We start from the raw sequence: 14,651 nt of genomic DNA, 5'->3' as shown, positions 1-14,651 counted from the left end.
CAAAATGAGTTATCGCCAGCTGACCGCTGACGCCACGCTTGTTTCTCCCTAAATATAAACATATTTTGCCAACAAATCAAGCTGTAAGAGAGAAAAAGGCAAGCACCTTTCTGTGCTTGCCCAAAACTCAGTTAGTTAGCAGAAGAATCCGCTTCTGTCTCTTTGTTTGTTTTACCATAGAAATAATCAGATGGATTCACTGGTTTAAAATCAGATAGCTTATGGAATCGAAGAAGATCCCTGTACAGTACTTTATCTGACAGGCTTAACTGATTATCAACACGGGCTTTAATCGCTTCTGTCTTTTTGTTTTGTTTCACCACTTTACCCGTTTTTGTATCGTAGACCGTATTATCTACAAGGGTATATTTTGGTGTCACATAGTTTCCGTTACGGAATGCAACAGTTTGATCATGCTTCTTAGAGAATAAATCTGTTCCAAAATTCACGTACTCATTTGAATCAATACCTTGTAAGTGAAGAAGCGTTGGCATCACGTCTACTTCACCGCCATACGTATGATTCACGCCGCCTTGTTTCCCAGGGATACGAATCATGAGCGGTACACGCTGATTTTGTGCATTTTGATATGGCGTAATTTCTTTCCCTTGAATCTCACTCATTGCACGGTTATGGTTCTCAGAAATACCGTTATGGTCACCATATAATAGAATCACTGAGTCTTTATACAGACCTGATTTTTTCAAGTCCTTAAAGAATTGTTCTAATGATTCATCCAAGTATCTCGCTGTTTGGAAATAATTATCCACTGTTTTATCGCCAGTTGTTGCCTTAGCGATTGTCGCATCTTTCTCATCTAAATTAAATGGATAATGGTTGGTCAATGTCATTAAGTGTGCATAAAATGGCTTTTTCATTGATTCTAACATTGGGATTGATTCTTTAAAGAATGGTTTATCCTTCAGACCCATGTTTACAAGGTTTTCTTCATCCATGTTGTAATAAGATGCATCGAAGAATTGATCAATTCCCATATGTTTATAAATCGTGTCACGGTTCCAGAAAGATTTATAATCCCCGTGAAGCACTGCACTCGTATAGCCTGCTTTTTGATCTAAAATGGCAGGAAGTGATTGGAAAGTATTTTCACCTTTTGTCACAAACGCTGCACCCTCTGGTAAGCCAAACATACTATTATCCATCATGAGCTCAGCATCAGAAGTCTTCCCTTGACCAGTCTGGTGGAAGAAGTTATCAAAATACGTAAAATCTTCTTTTCCATGAGCTAGTTTGTTTAAAAACGGCGTCACTTCTTCTCCATTTAACTTGTAGTCAATTAAAAATGACTGGAAGCTTTCTAAATGGATTTTAATGATGTTTTTCCCTTTTGCTTGACCAAAGTATTCTGCATTTGGTTTCGCATAGTGAGAGGTTGTATAGTTCACAACATCCGTTAAATCATCACTGCTCGCATTTGCTACCTGCGTTGCATTTTGTGCGGTTTGAACGCCGTCATAAATCGCATAGTTATAAACACCTAAATATTTCACAATGTACTTATGATCAAATGTTCTCGTCAATAATTCTGGACGATCTTTTTCAGCTAAGTGTAGGTTAACGAAGAATAGTCCAACACCTGCAGCCACAATCAGCAGTGCGAAAGTTTTTTTCATTTGGAACTTCTTCACTTCTGGTCTCCAAATGACAATGGCAATTAAAATGATGATATCAAGGAAGTACAAAAGGTCATGCGGCTTAATACTTGCTAACACACCGCCAGTCATACCTCCCCCAAGATTACCGGCTTGTTTCATTGTCGGGAATGTTAAAAAATCATCAAAGAAACGATAGTACGCTACATTCGCATATAAAAGTGCGGTCATAATAAAATCAATGACAATTAAAACAATGGCCGATTTACGCCCCTTCAAAAAGAGAGCAAGTCCTAAAAACACGATGGCTGAACTGAATGGATTTAATAAGAGAAGACCCTCTTGAAAAGATCCCTTCACTCCTAAATTAAAGTCCATTTTGTAGGCTGTGTACGATTTCGCCCAAAATAGAAGAACAGCCAAAACAAAAAAGCTATATTTGTTCGCAAATATTTTTTTCATAAAACCTCTTCTTTCTTATTTTCGATCTGATATAAATGAAATCATAAAAAATTTACATTGATTTTGCAAATGTAAATCTTCTGCACCAAGCATTCCGATGCTCTTTTCTCCGCAGGTTACATGTGCTCCTTTAATATAACGAATAAGAAGCATCATAAGTTTCAAAAAAAATACGAGTAAATAAAAGGAAAAATATCCATTTACATTAAATTTACTGCCGCTTCATGTTTCAGAGAATGATGAAGGTTTTGTAAATCACTCAGTACTACTTTACTTTTTTCATCTAATCGTGTCAAAGTAATTATAAAGAAAAGGAAGAATCACCTAGGCTTTTCGACCCACTTAGCCAAATTTATACAAAATCCGAACCGATTTGCTTTTTTATTGTGACTCAACCTCCAGCAATCCATGTATCCTCTCTGTTGCCACAAACCTAAAAAACAGTTTTAAGCAAAAAAAGCTTGATTTCCCCTGCCAATGTACGGTGTGATAAAGGTATAGCTCCATCAAATAAATCAAGCTGGGGGACATCCTATGAAATCAAACAAACAAATCAACATATTTGAACAAAGATTCTCAGAAGAAGTGATAGACATCATGGCTGTTACAGGACCTTCTGGAGTCGGCGCAGGAAAAGCGGGAAAAGAAACTCTTTGGACTGCTTCAATCCCGCTCATTGCATGGAAGGAAAAAGACCGCATCATAACCGAAAAAGTGAGACTGTGCTGGTTAACAGATGAAAAGGGATTACGAGAAAAACAAGCGCAATTACATAAAGAATCTATCGTCACACTTCAAGTACGTAAAGGTGAAGGTGAATTTATGCTCGTTTCACTTGTTGATACAGATACTGAAGATAAGGAACTTCAAGAAATATTAGAAGAAGCTCAACAACCTATCTTTTACCACGATGACAAGCTGGGTACCTTTGAATTAGTGAAAGGACTAGACTTATTTGAAACAACCATCCAGTGGGGCAATGAGGAGTGCCTTCTTTACTTCAATCTTGAAGAAGAGGAAGAAATGAATGACTCTCTGAAAACGGCTAGACAACTCGTAGAAGAGCAGACAACATGGGATGCCTCCATGAAGTCATATGCAGCAAATCAGCTGATTGAACTAGCAAAAGATTGGCAGGAACAAGACGACTCCGCTGAACATTCAGAAGAGATCACACCGGATCAATTTATCAGCCGCATCTCTCTTGAAAGCCTCCATGCTTATCCAAATGGAGAATTCGAAGCCTACTATCATGACGGAGATTTATTTTGGGGACATGTCATCATTGTCTCTGGCAATATGAATGGAACGTTTCAAGATGCACACATTGCTGGCTAAAGAATGGAGGATAGATAAATGAAGATCAAAGCTTTTGACGAATTAAATCAACTAGGAAAAACACCTATTGTAGCCAAAATAGGCGGGTTTCGCCCTGATCCATCTAAGTACAGCTGGTTTGCTGGTCATTTTTTCATCCAACGTGATAAAGGGTGGCCGGCAGATCAAGATGGAGCTATGATTCCCATTTTACAAATGTATTTACCCGAAGTACCAGGGGGAATGAACGGCTTTGATGAATGTAAGATGATTCAAATTTTCATCAACAAGAAAACCCTTCCGATCGATATCGCCAAAAACGGTGATGGCTGGAAACTCATTGAATATTCATCAATGGAAGGATTAGAAATCGCTGAGACCCCTGAAGACGTGAAAGGAATTAAACCTTTTCAGATAGAGTGGCTCGAAGGGGAACAACCGGATTATCCATGCTGGGAGGAAGCTTGGTCATACGTTGACTTATCAGAGGTTAATGAAAGTGAAGAAGCGACAGATCATTTCTTCGAGCATTACTCAAACTACTCGTTCACAAAAATCGGTGGATACGGAGCTTACATCCAATCTCCTCCCCACCAGATGTCAGGAGAATTCATGCTACAAATCGCCTCAGAAGAAAAACCTCGGTTCATGATTGGTGATAACGGCACGATGTATTTCTATTACGACAAAAACAATAAAGAATGGTTCATGCACTGGGATTGTTTTTAAAACCAATTGTATGGAACCACTCCCCTTTCTAAACGTAATAAACGATATGAAGGGGGCCAGAGGTATGGGATTCATTTTAGACATCTTCAATCTTGCTCTGTATATCCCTTTTTTACAGGTAGATGAAGATGATATATCACGAAATGCAGCACAGCTAAAAAAATACAGCTGGTTTCAAGCGTTATTAAGTGATCAAACGAGCAGAGAGCTGATCATTTATGATCAAGGAGTCCGCCGTGTAATTGGTCAATTTAAGACGAGTAAACTCCATAAGAAACCATACAACATCAGATGCGAACGAAAGGTACAACAAGCCATACACCGTGCCATGTCAAAACATGGAAAGAGCCGCACTTAGCTGTGGCTCTTTCCGTACAAATGTAATAAATCCTTTTGAAGAAAACAATTGACGCTCGGACAACTCTCCCCGTATATTATGTATAAATCCATCTTTTTTTAGAAAAGGGGACCTCACATGCACTTGTTTAAGAACTGGAGAAAAAAGAAGCACAAACAGCCGATTACTTCAGATACGCAAGAAGACAGCATCCCAATTAATTTTTCCACCCTTCCCTTTGGCACAGACACCGTAGATGATTTTTTGTTCAACTTAGACCTAACCTCAAAACTGATAGATCCATACAAAGAAGCAGGCACGAACAAATAGAACCTAAACTTTCGTGAACCCTCATCCAATATTGGATGATTTTTTTATACTTAGAGGAAGGTGTCCCCCTATGAAGACATATTATTTCGTCAGACACTGTCAAGCAGATGGACAATCCGAGGATGCGTCTTTAACGCCTCAAGGCATCACACAATCGCATGAACTCGCACAGTTTTTTTCCGGCATTCAGCTCAACCACATCATCTCAAGTCCTTATAAACGAGCGATTCAAACCGTTGAGCCCCTTGCTCATGCCAAACAGATCAAGGTACAAATGGATAAGCGTCTCTCTGAACGTAGGTTAAGCAGTCAACCAATGAAGGATTGGTATGAAAAACTAAAGCTCAGTTTTTCGGACTTGCATATGACCTGTGAAGGCGGAGAATCGAGCCAAGAAGCGATGAATCGCATTGTAGAGGCACTCTATGAACAAATAAAATTAGGAAGAGATCATACTTTATTCGCCACTCATGGCAATATTATGAGCCTGCTTCTAAAACACGCCGATCCTGCAATTGGATTCAAGGAGTGGGAACAACTAAGCAATCCAGATGTCTACATCCTGAAATATTTTAAACCAGACCATGTAGAAATAGAAAGAATATGGCATAAATAAAAAAGGCAGGGTTGATCCCTGCCTTTTTCTTATGAAAAACAACTATTGGTGATAGTAAAATGTCTGTACCCACTCATAGGGCTTCTTACGATCCGCACACCATTTCACAAAACCTCTTGTCTGCGTCTGCTGAAATTCCTTCCAGTCCGATAAAAGCTGGTTATAGTAGACTGCTAGTTTTTCAACATTGCTTTGAACATTTTTATCTTCGATCAGTTTCATGACATCTTGAATCCCTTGAATTCGCTCATGATCTTTCTCATAGGTGCTTAAATAAAGATCTTCATGTATATGATGAAACGAATACCACAAAGCCGAGAAATAGGTTTCGCAAATTTGAACAATCACTCGCTGCTCTTTGCTGCCTCCCATCTCTAGTGCCTTCAATAAATAGGGCAGCCCTTCCCCCTGATGCACAAACAAGCCTTGCCAGCGATACGGTCTCACATCCATTGGATCAATATTTTCCCACTCTCGAATAACAGGATGGATCACCCCATGTACCAATGGATACACAAGCAAATGATGACCATTCTCAAAACGTTCAATGTAATCAAACAGCCAAACAACAAATGAACGCCGTGCTGTAAATTCGTTCTTATTCATCTCTTCAACAAAAGACTGAAGAACCTTTAACGCATCTTTACGCAGACCCTGTTCTTTCCTTACACAGTACTGTCTAAAAAGCGGATAATCATGTGATCGCTCATCTTCAATCATAGTCTGTAATATCGTCTTCGTTTGCAAGATAACAACTCCGCCTCTTTACATTCATTCTATTGAACTATTATAACCAATTGTAACATCCACATGAAACTAGTAAAAAGATGAGTTTGTCCTTTTTCTTTTAGAAAACCCTTGGCATCCTCAAACCCATTCTTTTCTGTGTTCATAAATGAATTGTATGTCTTTTTGATAATGTTCAAGGTGCCCCTCATGAATCATTTTTTGAAAGGCTCTATCCCCTTCATTCGCTTTTCGCTTCATGTATTGACATAAACCTTCTAAACGCAGCAACACCATGTCCACATAATCTTCTGGTATTTCCTCACCATAAGCTTCAAAAAACAGTTTGACTCTATACTTTATATGGGCTGCATGCTCTAATGAATGATAATTTACGACCTCCCCTGTTTCAGTACGAAAAAACCTACTGAGAGGGACACAAGTATAGAGAGTATATGCAATATCCCAAAGCTTTGGACCAGGGGCAGCTACATCAAAATCAATGATTCCCACTGGCTTTTTATTTTTGAAAATAATATTGTACATCGCAAAATCATTATGGCACACAACCTCTATGTTGTTAGGCGTATTATCCAATCGTTCCCAATCGTCTGAAATGGGAAAATCACAAACAGCATCATGATACAGTCTAAGCATTTTCGCTATTTCTTTTAAAGCATTGTGAGAGCACATGTATTCTTTTAAGGGATCATGACCGGCCACACCTTCAATGAAGGACAAGATCTCTCTACCTTTTTCATCAACCCCTAAAAACTTTGGAGCATAAGAGAAATTCTTTTTTTCTAAATGCTTTAGCAGCTTTTGTATATTCATATTGTCTGACTTTACCTCTCTGCGAACCGTATCTCCCGAACGATATACGTTCGAGACATTTCCACCTGTCAATAACTCTTCATGATCATTTTGTTTTTTCATAACTTCTCCTCCAAACTGGGTCACAATGATGATGCCAGCTAAAGATGCGTATGTACCCACAAATATTCATTTAGTTACACAAAGGTAATTCACTGTTTTATGTGAATGCGCTAATCCATTTTGTTTCCTTATATGGCTAAATGTATCGTACCAAATGTTGCAAATCATCTAAAGTTTATTCTGTTAAAAGTAGTACATGCTCATTCTCTTCTAATAGGATTCTATTTTCATCTAAATAACTCATTTAAACCACAAAAAAACGTTTCACCACGAGGGTGAAACGTTAGGTTCACGGTAAAAACCAAACTTTTAATAGATACCGGTGGCCGGAGTCGAACCGGCACTCCGTGATAAATGTTTCCAAAAAGGCAAGGTATACCCTCTTAAGGTAAAGCAGCCGTTAATGAAATAAGAATTAAAGTTCTTCTTGATATATTGCTGATTTTATCGGCTTTAAAGTCAAAGGAATTTTAAACTCATGAATACTTTCAATATGATTAAAAAAATGATCTATATCGTCATAATCCATTGACCATTCTTCTACCACCTTTAACTTTTTTAACTCGCTTGTTGGTTTAAATAAAAATTCACAGTGCAGTTGTTCCATGTGAGAATAATCATCTTCTTCATAAATTGTAAACTGACGTACAAAATCAAGATGAAATAGTTCCTCTCCTGTAAAATCATAGACACCACACTGAAATAAAATTTCTTTATCTTCTTCGCCCTCAACGGTCTCCTTTGAAAAAGCCTTAAATGTTTCCCAAACTTTTTTTATCTCATCGGTATCTTCACCGATGCTATCTTTAAGATAACTTTCAGCATTTTTAACCGTAATCATTACAACACCTCTTATGTACAATTGATCCAATCCATCTTCAATTGTCCTGCCCCTTTAGTTTAATCATAAGGTAACCATCAATAAAGTAAAAGTTAATCTCCTTAGAATGGCCCTCAGCAAAAACCGTTTTTTCACCATTTGAAGTAATTTTGTCATGTGAAAAACTAGCTAAAAACAAATAAAAAACGCCTCTCTACAATCTGTAGAAAGACGTTTTAAACGTTAATATTCTTTAATTCTTCTGTAATTGACGATAATAAAGAATATCTAAAACTAGATACCGGTGGCCGGGGTCGAACCGGCACTCCGTGAGGAACACGATTTTGAGTCGTGCGCGTCTGCCAATTCCGCCACACCGGCATGATCATTAAAGAGCGCAACTTATAATAAATAAAAAATGGTGCCGAGGGCCGGACTTGAACCGGCACGGTAGTCACCTACCGCAGGATTTTAAGTCCTGTGTGTCTGCCAATTCCACCACCCCGGCAGTCTTTTCAAAAAAGGCGACACCCGGATTTGAACCGGGGATAAAGGTTTTGCAGACCTCTGCCTTACCACTTGGCTATGCCGCCATAATTGGAGCGGAAGACGGGATTCGAACCCGCGACCCCCACCTTGGCAAGGTGGTGTTCTACCACTGAACTACTTCCGCATATCAACTGGGCTAGCTGGATTCGAACCAACGCATGACGGAGTCAAAGTCCGTTGCCTTACCGCTTGGCTATAGCCCAATAATAAAATGGGGCGATTGATGGGAATCGAACCCACGAGTGCCAGAGCCACAATCTGGTGCGTTAACCACTTCGCCACAACCGCCATAGATGTTATGAATCATATAATTGGCAGGGGCAGTAGGAATCGAACCCACACCGGAGGTTTTGGAGACCTCTGTTCTACCGTTAAACTATGCCCCTATGAAAATAAAAATGGTGGAGGGGGGCGGATTCGAACCGCCGAACCCGGAGGGAGCGGATTTACAGTCCGCCGCGTTTAGCCACTTCGCTACCCCTCCACATTTGAAAAACAGTGCCGGCAAGAGGACTTGAACCCCCAACCTACTGATTACAAGTCAGTTGCTCTACCAATTGAGCTACACCGGCAAATAGTGGTGGCTCGGGACGGAATCGAACCGCCGACACACGGATTTTCAGTCCGTTGCTCTACCAACTGAGCTACCGAGCCAAGTATTCTTTTTGAAAAATGGCGGTCCGGACGGGACTCGAACCCGCGACCTCCTGCGTGACAGGCAGGCATTCTAACCAACTGAACTACCGGACCAATAAAGAGAAATTTGGTTGCGGGGGCAGGATTTGAACCTGCGACCTTCGGGTTATGAGCCCGACGAGCTACCGAACTGCTCCACCCCGCGACGATATAAAAGATATGGTGGAGGATGACGGGCTCGAACCGCCGACCCTCTGCTTGTAAGGCAGATGCTCTCCCAGCTGAGCTAATCCTCCGAATAAAATGCTGGTATGTATTTCTATAAAAATGGTGACCCGTACGGGATTCGAACCCGTGTTACCGCCGTGAAAGGGCGGTGTCTTAACCGCTTGACCAACGGGCCCTTTATTATGTAAATTGTGGCGGAGAGCAAGGGATTCGAACCCTTGAGACGGGGTTACCGCCTACACGATTTCCAATCGTGCTCCTTCGGCCACTCGGACAGCTCTCCAAATTGGCTCCGCAGGTAGGATTCGAACCTACGACCGATCGGTTAACAGCCGATAGCTCTACCACTGAGCTACTGCGGAATGAAGAAAGCCTGGCGATGTCCTACTCTCACAGGGGGAAACCCCCAACTACCATCGGCGCTGAAGAGCTTAACTTCCGTGTTCGGTATGGGAACGGGTGTGACCTCTTCGCCATCATCACCAGACAATTTAGTGACAAAAGATATTATACTATGTATTACAAATAAATCAAGAGATTTTTGAAAAATGTTCTCTCAAAACTAGATAACAATGTTCATTTTTCACATTAGAATATAGGTTAAGTCCTCGATCTATTAGTATCTGTCAGCTCCACGTGTCACCACGCTTCCACCTCAGACCTATCAACCTGATCATCTTTCAGGGATCTTACTTCCTTGCGGAATGGGAAATCTCATCTTGAGGGGGGCTTCATGCTTAGATGCTTTCAGCACTTATCCCGTCCGCACATAGCTACCCAGCGATGCCCTTGGCAGAACAACTGGTACACCAGCGGTGCGTCCATCCCGGTCCTCTCGTACTAAGGACAGCTCCTCTCAAATTTCCTGCGCCCGCGACGGATAGGGACCGAACTGTCTCACGACGTTCTGAACCCAGCTCGCGTACCGCTTTAATGGGCGAACAGCCCAACCCTTGGGACCGACTACAGCCCCAGGATGCGATGAGCCGACATCGAGGTGCCAAACCTCCCCGTCGATGTGGACTCTTGGGGGAGATAAGCCTGTTATCCCCGGGGTAGCTTTTATCCGTTGAGCGATGGCCCTTCCATGCGGAACCACCGGATCACTAAGCCCGACTTTCGTCCCTGCTCGACTTGTAGGTCTCGCAGTCAAGCTCCCTTGTGCCTTTACACTCTGCGAATGATTTCCAACCATTCTGAGGGAACCTTTGGGCGCCTCCGTTACATTTTAGGAGGCGACCGCCCCAGTCAAACTGCCCACCTGACACTGTCTCCCTGCCCGATAAGGGCAGCGGGTTAGAAGGTCAATACAGCCAGGGTAGTATCCCACCGATGCCTCCACCGAAGCTAGCGCTCCGGTTTCCAAGGCTCCTACCTATCCTGTACAAGCTGTACCAACATTCAATATCAGGCTGCAGTAAAGCTCCACGGGGTCTTTCCGTCCTGTCGCGGGTAACCTGCATCTTCACAGGTACTATAATTTCACCGAGTCTCTCGTTGAGACAGTGCCCAGATCGTTGCGCCTTTCGTGCGGGTCGGAACTTACCCGACAAGGAATTTCGCTACCTTAGGACCGTTATAGTTACGGCCGCCGTTTACTGGGGCTTCAATTCGCACCTTCGCTTACGCTAAGCGCTCCTCTTAACCTTCCAGCACCGGGCAGGCGTCAGCCCCTATACTTCGCCTTACGGCTTCGCAGAGACCTGTGTTTTTGCTAAACAGTCGCCTGGGCCTATTCACTGCGGCTTCTCGGGGCTTTAACACCCTAAGAAGCACCCCTTCTCCCGAAGTTACGGGGTCATTTTGCCGAGTTCCTTAACGAGAGTTCTCTCGATCACCTTAGGATTCTCTCCTCGCCTACCTGTGTCGGTTTGCGGTACGGGCACCTCTCACCTCGCTAGAGGCTTTTCTTGGCAGTGTGGAATCAGGAACTTCGCTACTAAATTTCGCTCGCCATCACAGCTCAGCCTTCACGGGAAACGGATTTGCCTATTTCCCAGCCTAACTGCTTGGACGCGGATATCCAATACCGCGCTTACCCTATCCTCCTGCGTCCCCCCATTGCTCAAATGGTGAGGAGGTGGTACAGGAATATCAACCTGTTGTCCATCGCCTACGCCTTTCGGCCTCGGCTTAGGTCCCGACTAACCCTGAGCGGACGAGCCTTCCTCAGGAAACCTTAGGCATTCGGTGGACGGGATTCTCACCCGTCTTTCGCTACTCATACCGGCATTCTCACTTCTAAGCGCTCCACCAGTCCTTCCGGTCTGACTTCACTGCACTTAGAACGCTCTCCTACCACTGTTCGTAAGAACAGTCCGCAGCTTCGGTGATACGTTTAGCCCCGGTACATTTTCGGCGCAGAGTCACTCGACCAGTGAGCTATTACGCACTCTTTAAATGGTGGCTGCTTCTAAGCCAACATCCTGGTTGTCTAAGCAACTCCACATCCTTTTCCACTTAACGTATACTTTGGGACCTTAGCTGGCGGTCTGGGCTGTTTCCCTTTCGACTACGGATCTTATCACTCGCAGTCTGACTCCCAAGGATAAGTCATCGGCATTCGGAGTTTGACTGAATTCGGTAACCCGGTAGGGGCCCCTAGTCCAATCAGTGCTCTACCTCCGAGACTCTTACCTTGAGGCTAGCCCTAAAGCTATTTCGGAGAGAACCAGCTATCTCCAGGTTCGATTGGCATTTCACCCCTACCCACACCTCATCCCCGCACTTTTCAACGTGCGTGGGTTCGGGCCTCCATTCAGTGTTACCTGAACTTCACCCTGGACATGGGTAGATCACCTGGTTTCGGGTCTACGACCACGTACTCATGCGCCCTATTCAGACTCGCTTTCGCTGCGGCTCCGCATCTTCTGCTTAACCTTGCACGGGATCGTAACTCGCCGGTTCATTCTACAAAAGGCACGCCATCACCCGTTAACGGGCTCTGACTACTTGTAGGCACACGGTTTCAGGATCTATTTCACTCCCCTTCCGGGGTGCTTTTCACCTTTCCCTCACGGTACTGGTTCACTATCGGTCACTAGGGAGTATTTAGCCTTGGGAGATGGTCCTCCCGGATTCCGACGGAATTTCACGTGTTCCGCCGTACTCAGGATCCACTCTGGAGAGAACAACATTTCAGTTACAGGGCTGTTACCTTCTTTGGCGGGCCTTTCCAGACCTCTTCGCTTATATCGTTCCTTTGTAACTCCGTATAGAGTGTCCTACAACCCCAAGAGGCAAGCCTCTTGGTTTGGGCTGTTCCCGTTTCGCTCGCCGCTACTCAGGGAATCGCATTTGCTTTCTCTTCCTCCGGGTACTTAGATGTTTCAGTTCCCCGGGTATGCCTTCTCATACTCTATGTATTCAAGTATGGATACTACTCCATTACGAGCAGTGGGTTTCCCCATTCGGAAATCTCCGGATCAAAGCTTGCTTACAGCTCCCCGAAGCATATCGGTGTTCGTCCCGTCCTTCATCGGCTCCTAGTGCCAAGGCATCCACCGTGCGCCCTTTCTAACTTAACCATTTCTTACTTTAGAAAGAATCACTATGTGTGATGAACTTTGCATTGCATTCAATGTGAATGTATTACTTATTGTTATCTAGTTTTCAAAGAACAATCCTGTCTCGCTAGAGACATGTTTTGAAGGAATGATCCTTCAAAACTAAACAAGACGAAAAACGTACGCTGCTCCATATATCCTTAGAAAGGAGGTGATCCAGCCGCACCTTCCGATACGGCTACCTTGTTACGACTTCACCCCAATCATCTGCCCCACCTTCGGCGGCTGGCTCCATAAAGGTTACCTCACCGACTTCGGGTGTTGCAAACTCTCGTGGTGTGACGGGCGGTGTGTACAAGGCCCGGGAACGTATTCACCGCGGCATGCTGATCCGCGATTACTAGCGATTCCAGCTTCACGCAGTCGAGTTGCAGACTGCGATCCGAACTGAGAACAGATTTGTGGGATTGGCTAAACCTTGCGGTCTCGCAGCCCTTTGTTCTGTCCATTGTAGCACGTGTGTAGCCCAGGTCATAAGGGGCATGATGATTTGACGTCATCCCCACCTTCCTCCGGTTTGTCACCGGCAGTCACCTTAGAGTGCCCAACTAAATGCTGGCAACTAAGATCAAGGGTTGCGCTCGTTGCGGGACTTAACCCAACATCTCACGACACGAGCTGACGACAACCATGCACCACCTGTCACTCTGTCCCCGAAGGGAAAGCCCTATCTCTAGGGTTGTCAGAGGATGTCAAGACCTGGTAAGGTTCTTCGCGTTGCTTCGAATTAAACCACATGCTCCACCGCTTGTGCGGGCCCCCGTCAATTCCTTTGAGTTTCAGTCTTGCGACCGTACTCCCCAGGCGGAGTGCTTAATGCGTTAGCTGCAGCACTAAGGGGCGGAAACCCCCTAACACTTAGCACTCATCGTTTACGGCGTGGACTACCAGGGTATCTAATCCTGTTCGCTCCCCACGCTTTCGCTCCTCAGCGTCAGTTACAGACCAGAGAGTCGCCTTCGCCACTGGTGTTCCTCCACATCTCTACGCATTTCACCGCTACACGTGGAATTCCACTCTCCTCTTCTGCACTCAAGTTTCCCAGTTTCCAATGACCCTCCCCGGTTGAGCCGGGGGCTTTCACATCAGACTTAAGAAACCGCCTGCGAGCCCTTTACGCCCAATAATTCCGGACAACGCTTGCCACCTACGTATTACCGCGGCTGCTGGCACGTAGTTAGCCGTGGCTTTCTGGTTAGGTACCGTCAAGGTGCAAGCAGTTACTCTTGCACTTGTTCTTCCCTAACAACAGAGCTTTACGATCCGAAAACCTTCATCACTCACGCGGCGTTGCTCCGTCAGACTTTCGTCCATTGCGGAAGATTCCCTACTGCTGCCTCCCGTAGGAGTCTGGGCCGTGTCTCAGTCCCAGTGTGGCCGATCACCCTCTCAGGTCGGCTACGCATCGTCGCCTTGGTGAGCCGTTACCTCACCAACTAGCTAATGCGCCGCGGGTCCATCTGTAAGTGACAGCCGAAACCGTCTTTCATCCTTGAACCATGCGGTTCAAGGAACTATCCGGTATTAGCTCCGGTTTCCCGGAGTTATCCCAGTCTTACAGGCAGGTTACCCACGTGTTACTCACCCGTCCGCCGCTAACATCCGGGAGCAAGCTCCCTTCTGTCCGCTCGACTTGCATGTATTAGGCACGCCGCCAGCGTTCGTCCTGAGCCAGGATCAAACTCTCCGAAAAAGTACAAAACCGAAGTTTTGTTTTTCGTCAGCGTTTGACTGACTACCTATGATGTATCATAGGATTTTTTTATAAAAACTCGAATTAACAGGT

Annotated in this window: 9 protein-coding genes, 16 tRNA genes and 3 rRNA genes; 5 read left to right on the top strand and 23 right to left on the bottom strand. The window is 44.3% G+C overall.

Annotated features, from left to right (window positions below; genetic code table 11):
• Window positions 1–131 precede the first annotated feature (131 nt).
• Complete coding sequence (locus tag NST24_RS04595; RefSeq protein ID WP_007497007.1) at window positions 132–2,075, bottom strand: LTA synthase family protein; 1,944 nt, start codon at window positions 2,073–2,075, stop codon at window positions 132–134.
• 534 nt (window positions 2,076–2,609) lie between these two features.
• Between NST24_RS04595 and NST24_RS04590 the strand changes: the two genes are divergently transcribed.
• The 5 genes from NST24_RS04590 (at window position 2,610) to NST24_RS04570 (ending at window position 5,404) form a co-directional block, all read left to right on the top strand.
• Window positions 2,610–3,413 carry a DUF2262 domain-containing protein gene (locus NST24_RS04590; protein ID WP_019743961.1) on the top strand — a complete coding sequence of 268 codons (804 nt, stop codon included), beginning with the start codon at window positions 2,610–2,612 and terminating at the stop codon, window positions 3,411–3,413.
• An 18-nt stretch (window positions 3,414–3,431) separates the two neighbouring features.
• Window positions 3,432–4,121: a DUF1963 domain-containing protein gene (locus NST24_RS04585; RefSeq protein ID WP_178929964.1), complete on the top strand. Its 690-nt coding sequence runs from the start codon at window positions 3,432–3,434 to the stop codon at window positions 4,119–4,121.
• Between the two features lie 64 nt (window positions 4,122–4,185).
• Window positions 4,186–4,479: a hypothetical protein gene (locus NST24_RS04580; RefSeq protein ID WP_008349126.1), complete on the top strand. Its 294-nt coding sequence runs from the start codon at window positions 4,186–4,188 to the stop codon at window positions 4,477–4,479.
• Window positions 4,480–4,596: 117 nt separating this feature from the next.
• Entirely contained in the window at window positions 4,597–4,788 is a 192-nt protein-coding gene (locus NST24_RS04575; protein WP_342462390.1) for a hypothetical protein, read from the top strand.
• Between the two features lie 70 nt (window positions 4,789–4,858).
• Window positions 4,859–5,404, top strand: a complete 546-nt coding sequence (locus NST24_RS04570) for a histidine phosphatase family protein (RefSeq protein WP_039170147.1) — start codon at window positions 4,859–4,861, stop codon at window positions 5,402–5,404.
• Window positions 5,405–5,446: 42 nt separating this feature from the next.
• Here NST24_RS04570 and NST24_RS04565 read toward each other — a convergent pair whose 3' ends face one another.
• The 22 genes from NST24_RS04565 to NST24_RS04460 all read right to left on the bottom strand — a co-directional run bounded on the left by NST24_RS04565 (window position 5,447) and on the right by NST24_RS04460 (window position 14,558).
• Window positions 5,447–6,151, bottom strand: a complete 705-nt coding sequence (locus NST24_RS04565) for a hypothetical protein (protein WP_342462389.1) — start codon at window positions 6,149–6,151, stop codon at window positions 5,447–5,449.
• Between the two features lie 120 nt (window positions 6,152–6,271).
• On the bottom strand, window positions 6,272–7,066 hold the full coding sequence (locus NST24_RS04560) for a phosphotransferase (RefSeq protein WP_342462388.1): 795 nt from the start codon (window positions 7,064–7,066) through the stop codon (window positions 6,272–6,274).
• A gap of 415 nt (window positions 7,067–7,481) precedes the next feature.
• Window positions 7,482–7,907: a hypothetical protein gene (locus NST24_RS04555; RefSeq protein WP_038475046.1), complete on the bottom strand. Its 426-nt coding sequence runs from the start codon at window positions 7,905–7,907 to the stop codon at window positions 7,482–7,484.
• Between the two features lie 278 nt (window positions 7,908–8,185).
• A tRNA-Leu gene (locus NST24_RS04550) sits at window positions 8,186–8,267 on the bottom strand.
• 38 nt (window positions 8,268–8,305) lie between these two features.
• A tRNA-Leu gene (locus NST24_RS04545) sits at window positions 8,306–8,394 on the bottom strand.
• 14 nt (window positions 8,395–8,408) lie between these two features.
• A tRNA-Cys gene (locus NST24_RS04540) sits at window positions 8,409–8,479 on the bottom strand.
• Window positions 8,480–8,484: 5 nt separating this feature from the next.
• Window positions 8,485–8,559 (bottom strand) — tRNA-Gly (locus NST24_RS04535).
• A 7-nt stretch (window positions 8,560–8,566) separates the two neighbouring features.
• A tRNA-Gln gene (locus tag NST24_RS04530) sits at window positions 8,567–8,638 on the bottom strand.
• A 9-nt stretch (window positions 8,639–8,647) separates the two neighbouring features.
• Window positions 8,648–8,723: transfer RNA gene (locus tag NST24_RS04525), tRNA-His, on the bottom strand.
• A 24-nt stretch (window positions 8,724–8,747) separates the two neighbouring features.
• A tRNA-Trp gene (locus NST24_RS04520) sits at window positions 8,748–8,821 on the bottom strand.
• A 13-nt stretch (window positions 8,822–8,834) separates the two neighbouring features.
• A tRNA-Tyr gene (locus NST24_RS04515) sits at window positions 8,835–8,919 on the bottom strand.
• A gap of 15 nt (window positions 8,920–8,934) precedes the next feature.
• Window positions 8,935–9,007: transfer RNA gene (locus NST24_RS04510), tRNA-Thr, on the bottom strand.
• A gap of 6 nt (window positions 9,008–9,013) precedes the next feature.
• A tRNA-Phe gene (locus NST24_RS04505) sits at window positions 9,014–9,089 on the bottom strand.
• 19 nt (window positions 9,090–9,108) lie between these two features.
• Window positions 9,109–9,185, bottom strand: a tRNA-Asp gene (locus tag NST24_RS04500).
• Window positions 9,186–9,199: 14 nt separating this feature from the next.
• A tRNA-Met gene (locus tag NST24_RS04495) sits at window positions 9,200–9,276 on the bottom strand.
• A gap of 15 nt (window positions 9,277–9,291) precedes the next feature.
• Window positions 9,292–9,367: transfer RNA gene (locus NST24_RS04490), tRNA-Val, on the bottom strand.
• A gap of 32 nt (window positions 9,368–9,399) precedes the next feature.
• Window positions 9,400–9,474, bottom strand: a tRNA-Glu gene (locus NST24_RS04485).
• Between the two features lie 17 nt (window positions 9,475–9,491).
• Window positions 9,492–9,582: transfer RNA gene (locus NST24_RS04480), tRNA-Ser, on the bottom strand.
• Between the two features lie 4 nt (window positions 9,583–9,586).
• Window positions 9,587–9,661, bottom strand: a tRNA-Asn gene (locus tag NST24_RS04475).
• Between the two features lie 9 nt (window positions 9,662–9,670).
• A 5S ribosomal RNA gene (gene rrf, locus NST24_RS04470) occupies window positions 9,671–9,786 on the bottom strand.
• Between the two features lie 109 nt (window positions 9,787–9,895).
• Window positions 9,896–12,826: ribosomal RNA gene (locus tag NST24_RS04465) — 23S ribosomal RNA — on the bottom strand.
• A 183-nt stretch (window positions 12,827–13,009) separates the two neighbouring features.
• Window positions 13,010–14,558: ribosomal RNA gene (locus NST24_RS04460) — 16S ribosomal RNA — on the bottom strand.
• Together the 16S, 23S and 5S rRNA genes with 16 tRNA genes alongside form the textbook arrangement of a ribosomal RNA operon.
• Between the last annotated feature and the right edge of the window lie 93 nt (window positions 14,559–14,651).

It is taken from the genome of Bacillus sp. FSL R5-0286 (assembly GCF_038593245.1).
Taxonomy (GTDB): domain Bacteria; phylum Bacillota; class Bacilli; order Bacillales; family Bacillaceae; genus Bacillus; species Bacillus altitudinis.
The sequence above is the reverse complement of the archived record's forward strand: the minus strand, read 5'-3'. Positions and strand labels throughout refer to the sequence as shown.

Coding starts and splice junctions, on each gene's coding strand:
- NST24_RS04560 (WP_342462388.1), bottom strand. CDS start 7,066: ATGAAAAAACAAAATGATCATGAAGAGTTATTGACAGGTGGAAATGTC.
- NST24_RS04590 (WP_019743961.1), top strand. CDS start 2,610: ATGAAATCAAACAAACAAATCAACATATTTGAACAAAGATTCTCAGAA.
- NST24_RS04570 (WP_039170147.1), top strand. CDS start 4,859: ATGAAGACATATTATTTCGTCAGACACTGTCAAGCAGATGGACAATCC.
- NST24_RS04595 (WP_007497007.1), bottom strand. CDS start 2,075: ATGAAAAAAATATTTGCGAACAAATATAGCTTTTTTGTTTTGGCTGTT.
- NST24_RS04555 (WP_038475046.1), bottom strand. CDS start 7,907: ATGATTACGGTTAAAAATGCTGAAAGTTATCTTAAAGATAGCATCGGT.
- NST24_RS04585 (WP_178929964.1), top strand. CDS start 3,432: ATGAAGATCAAAGCTTTTGACGAATTAAATCAACTAGGAAAAACACCT.
- NST24_RS04580 (WP_008349126.1), top strand. CDS start 4,186: ATGGGATTCATTTTAGACATCTTCAATCTTGCTCTGTATATCCCTTTT.
- NST24_RS04575 (WP_342462390.1), top strand. CDS start 4,597: ATGCACTTGTTTAAGAACTGGAGAAAAAAGAAGCACAAACAGCCGATT.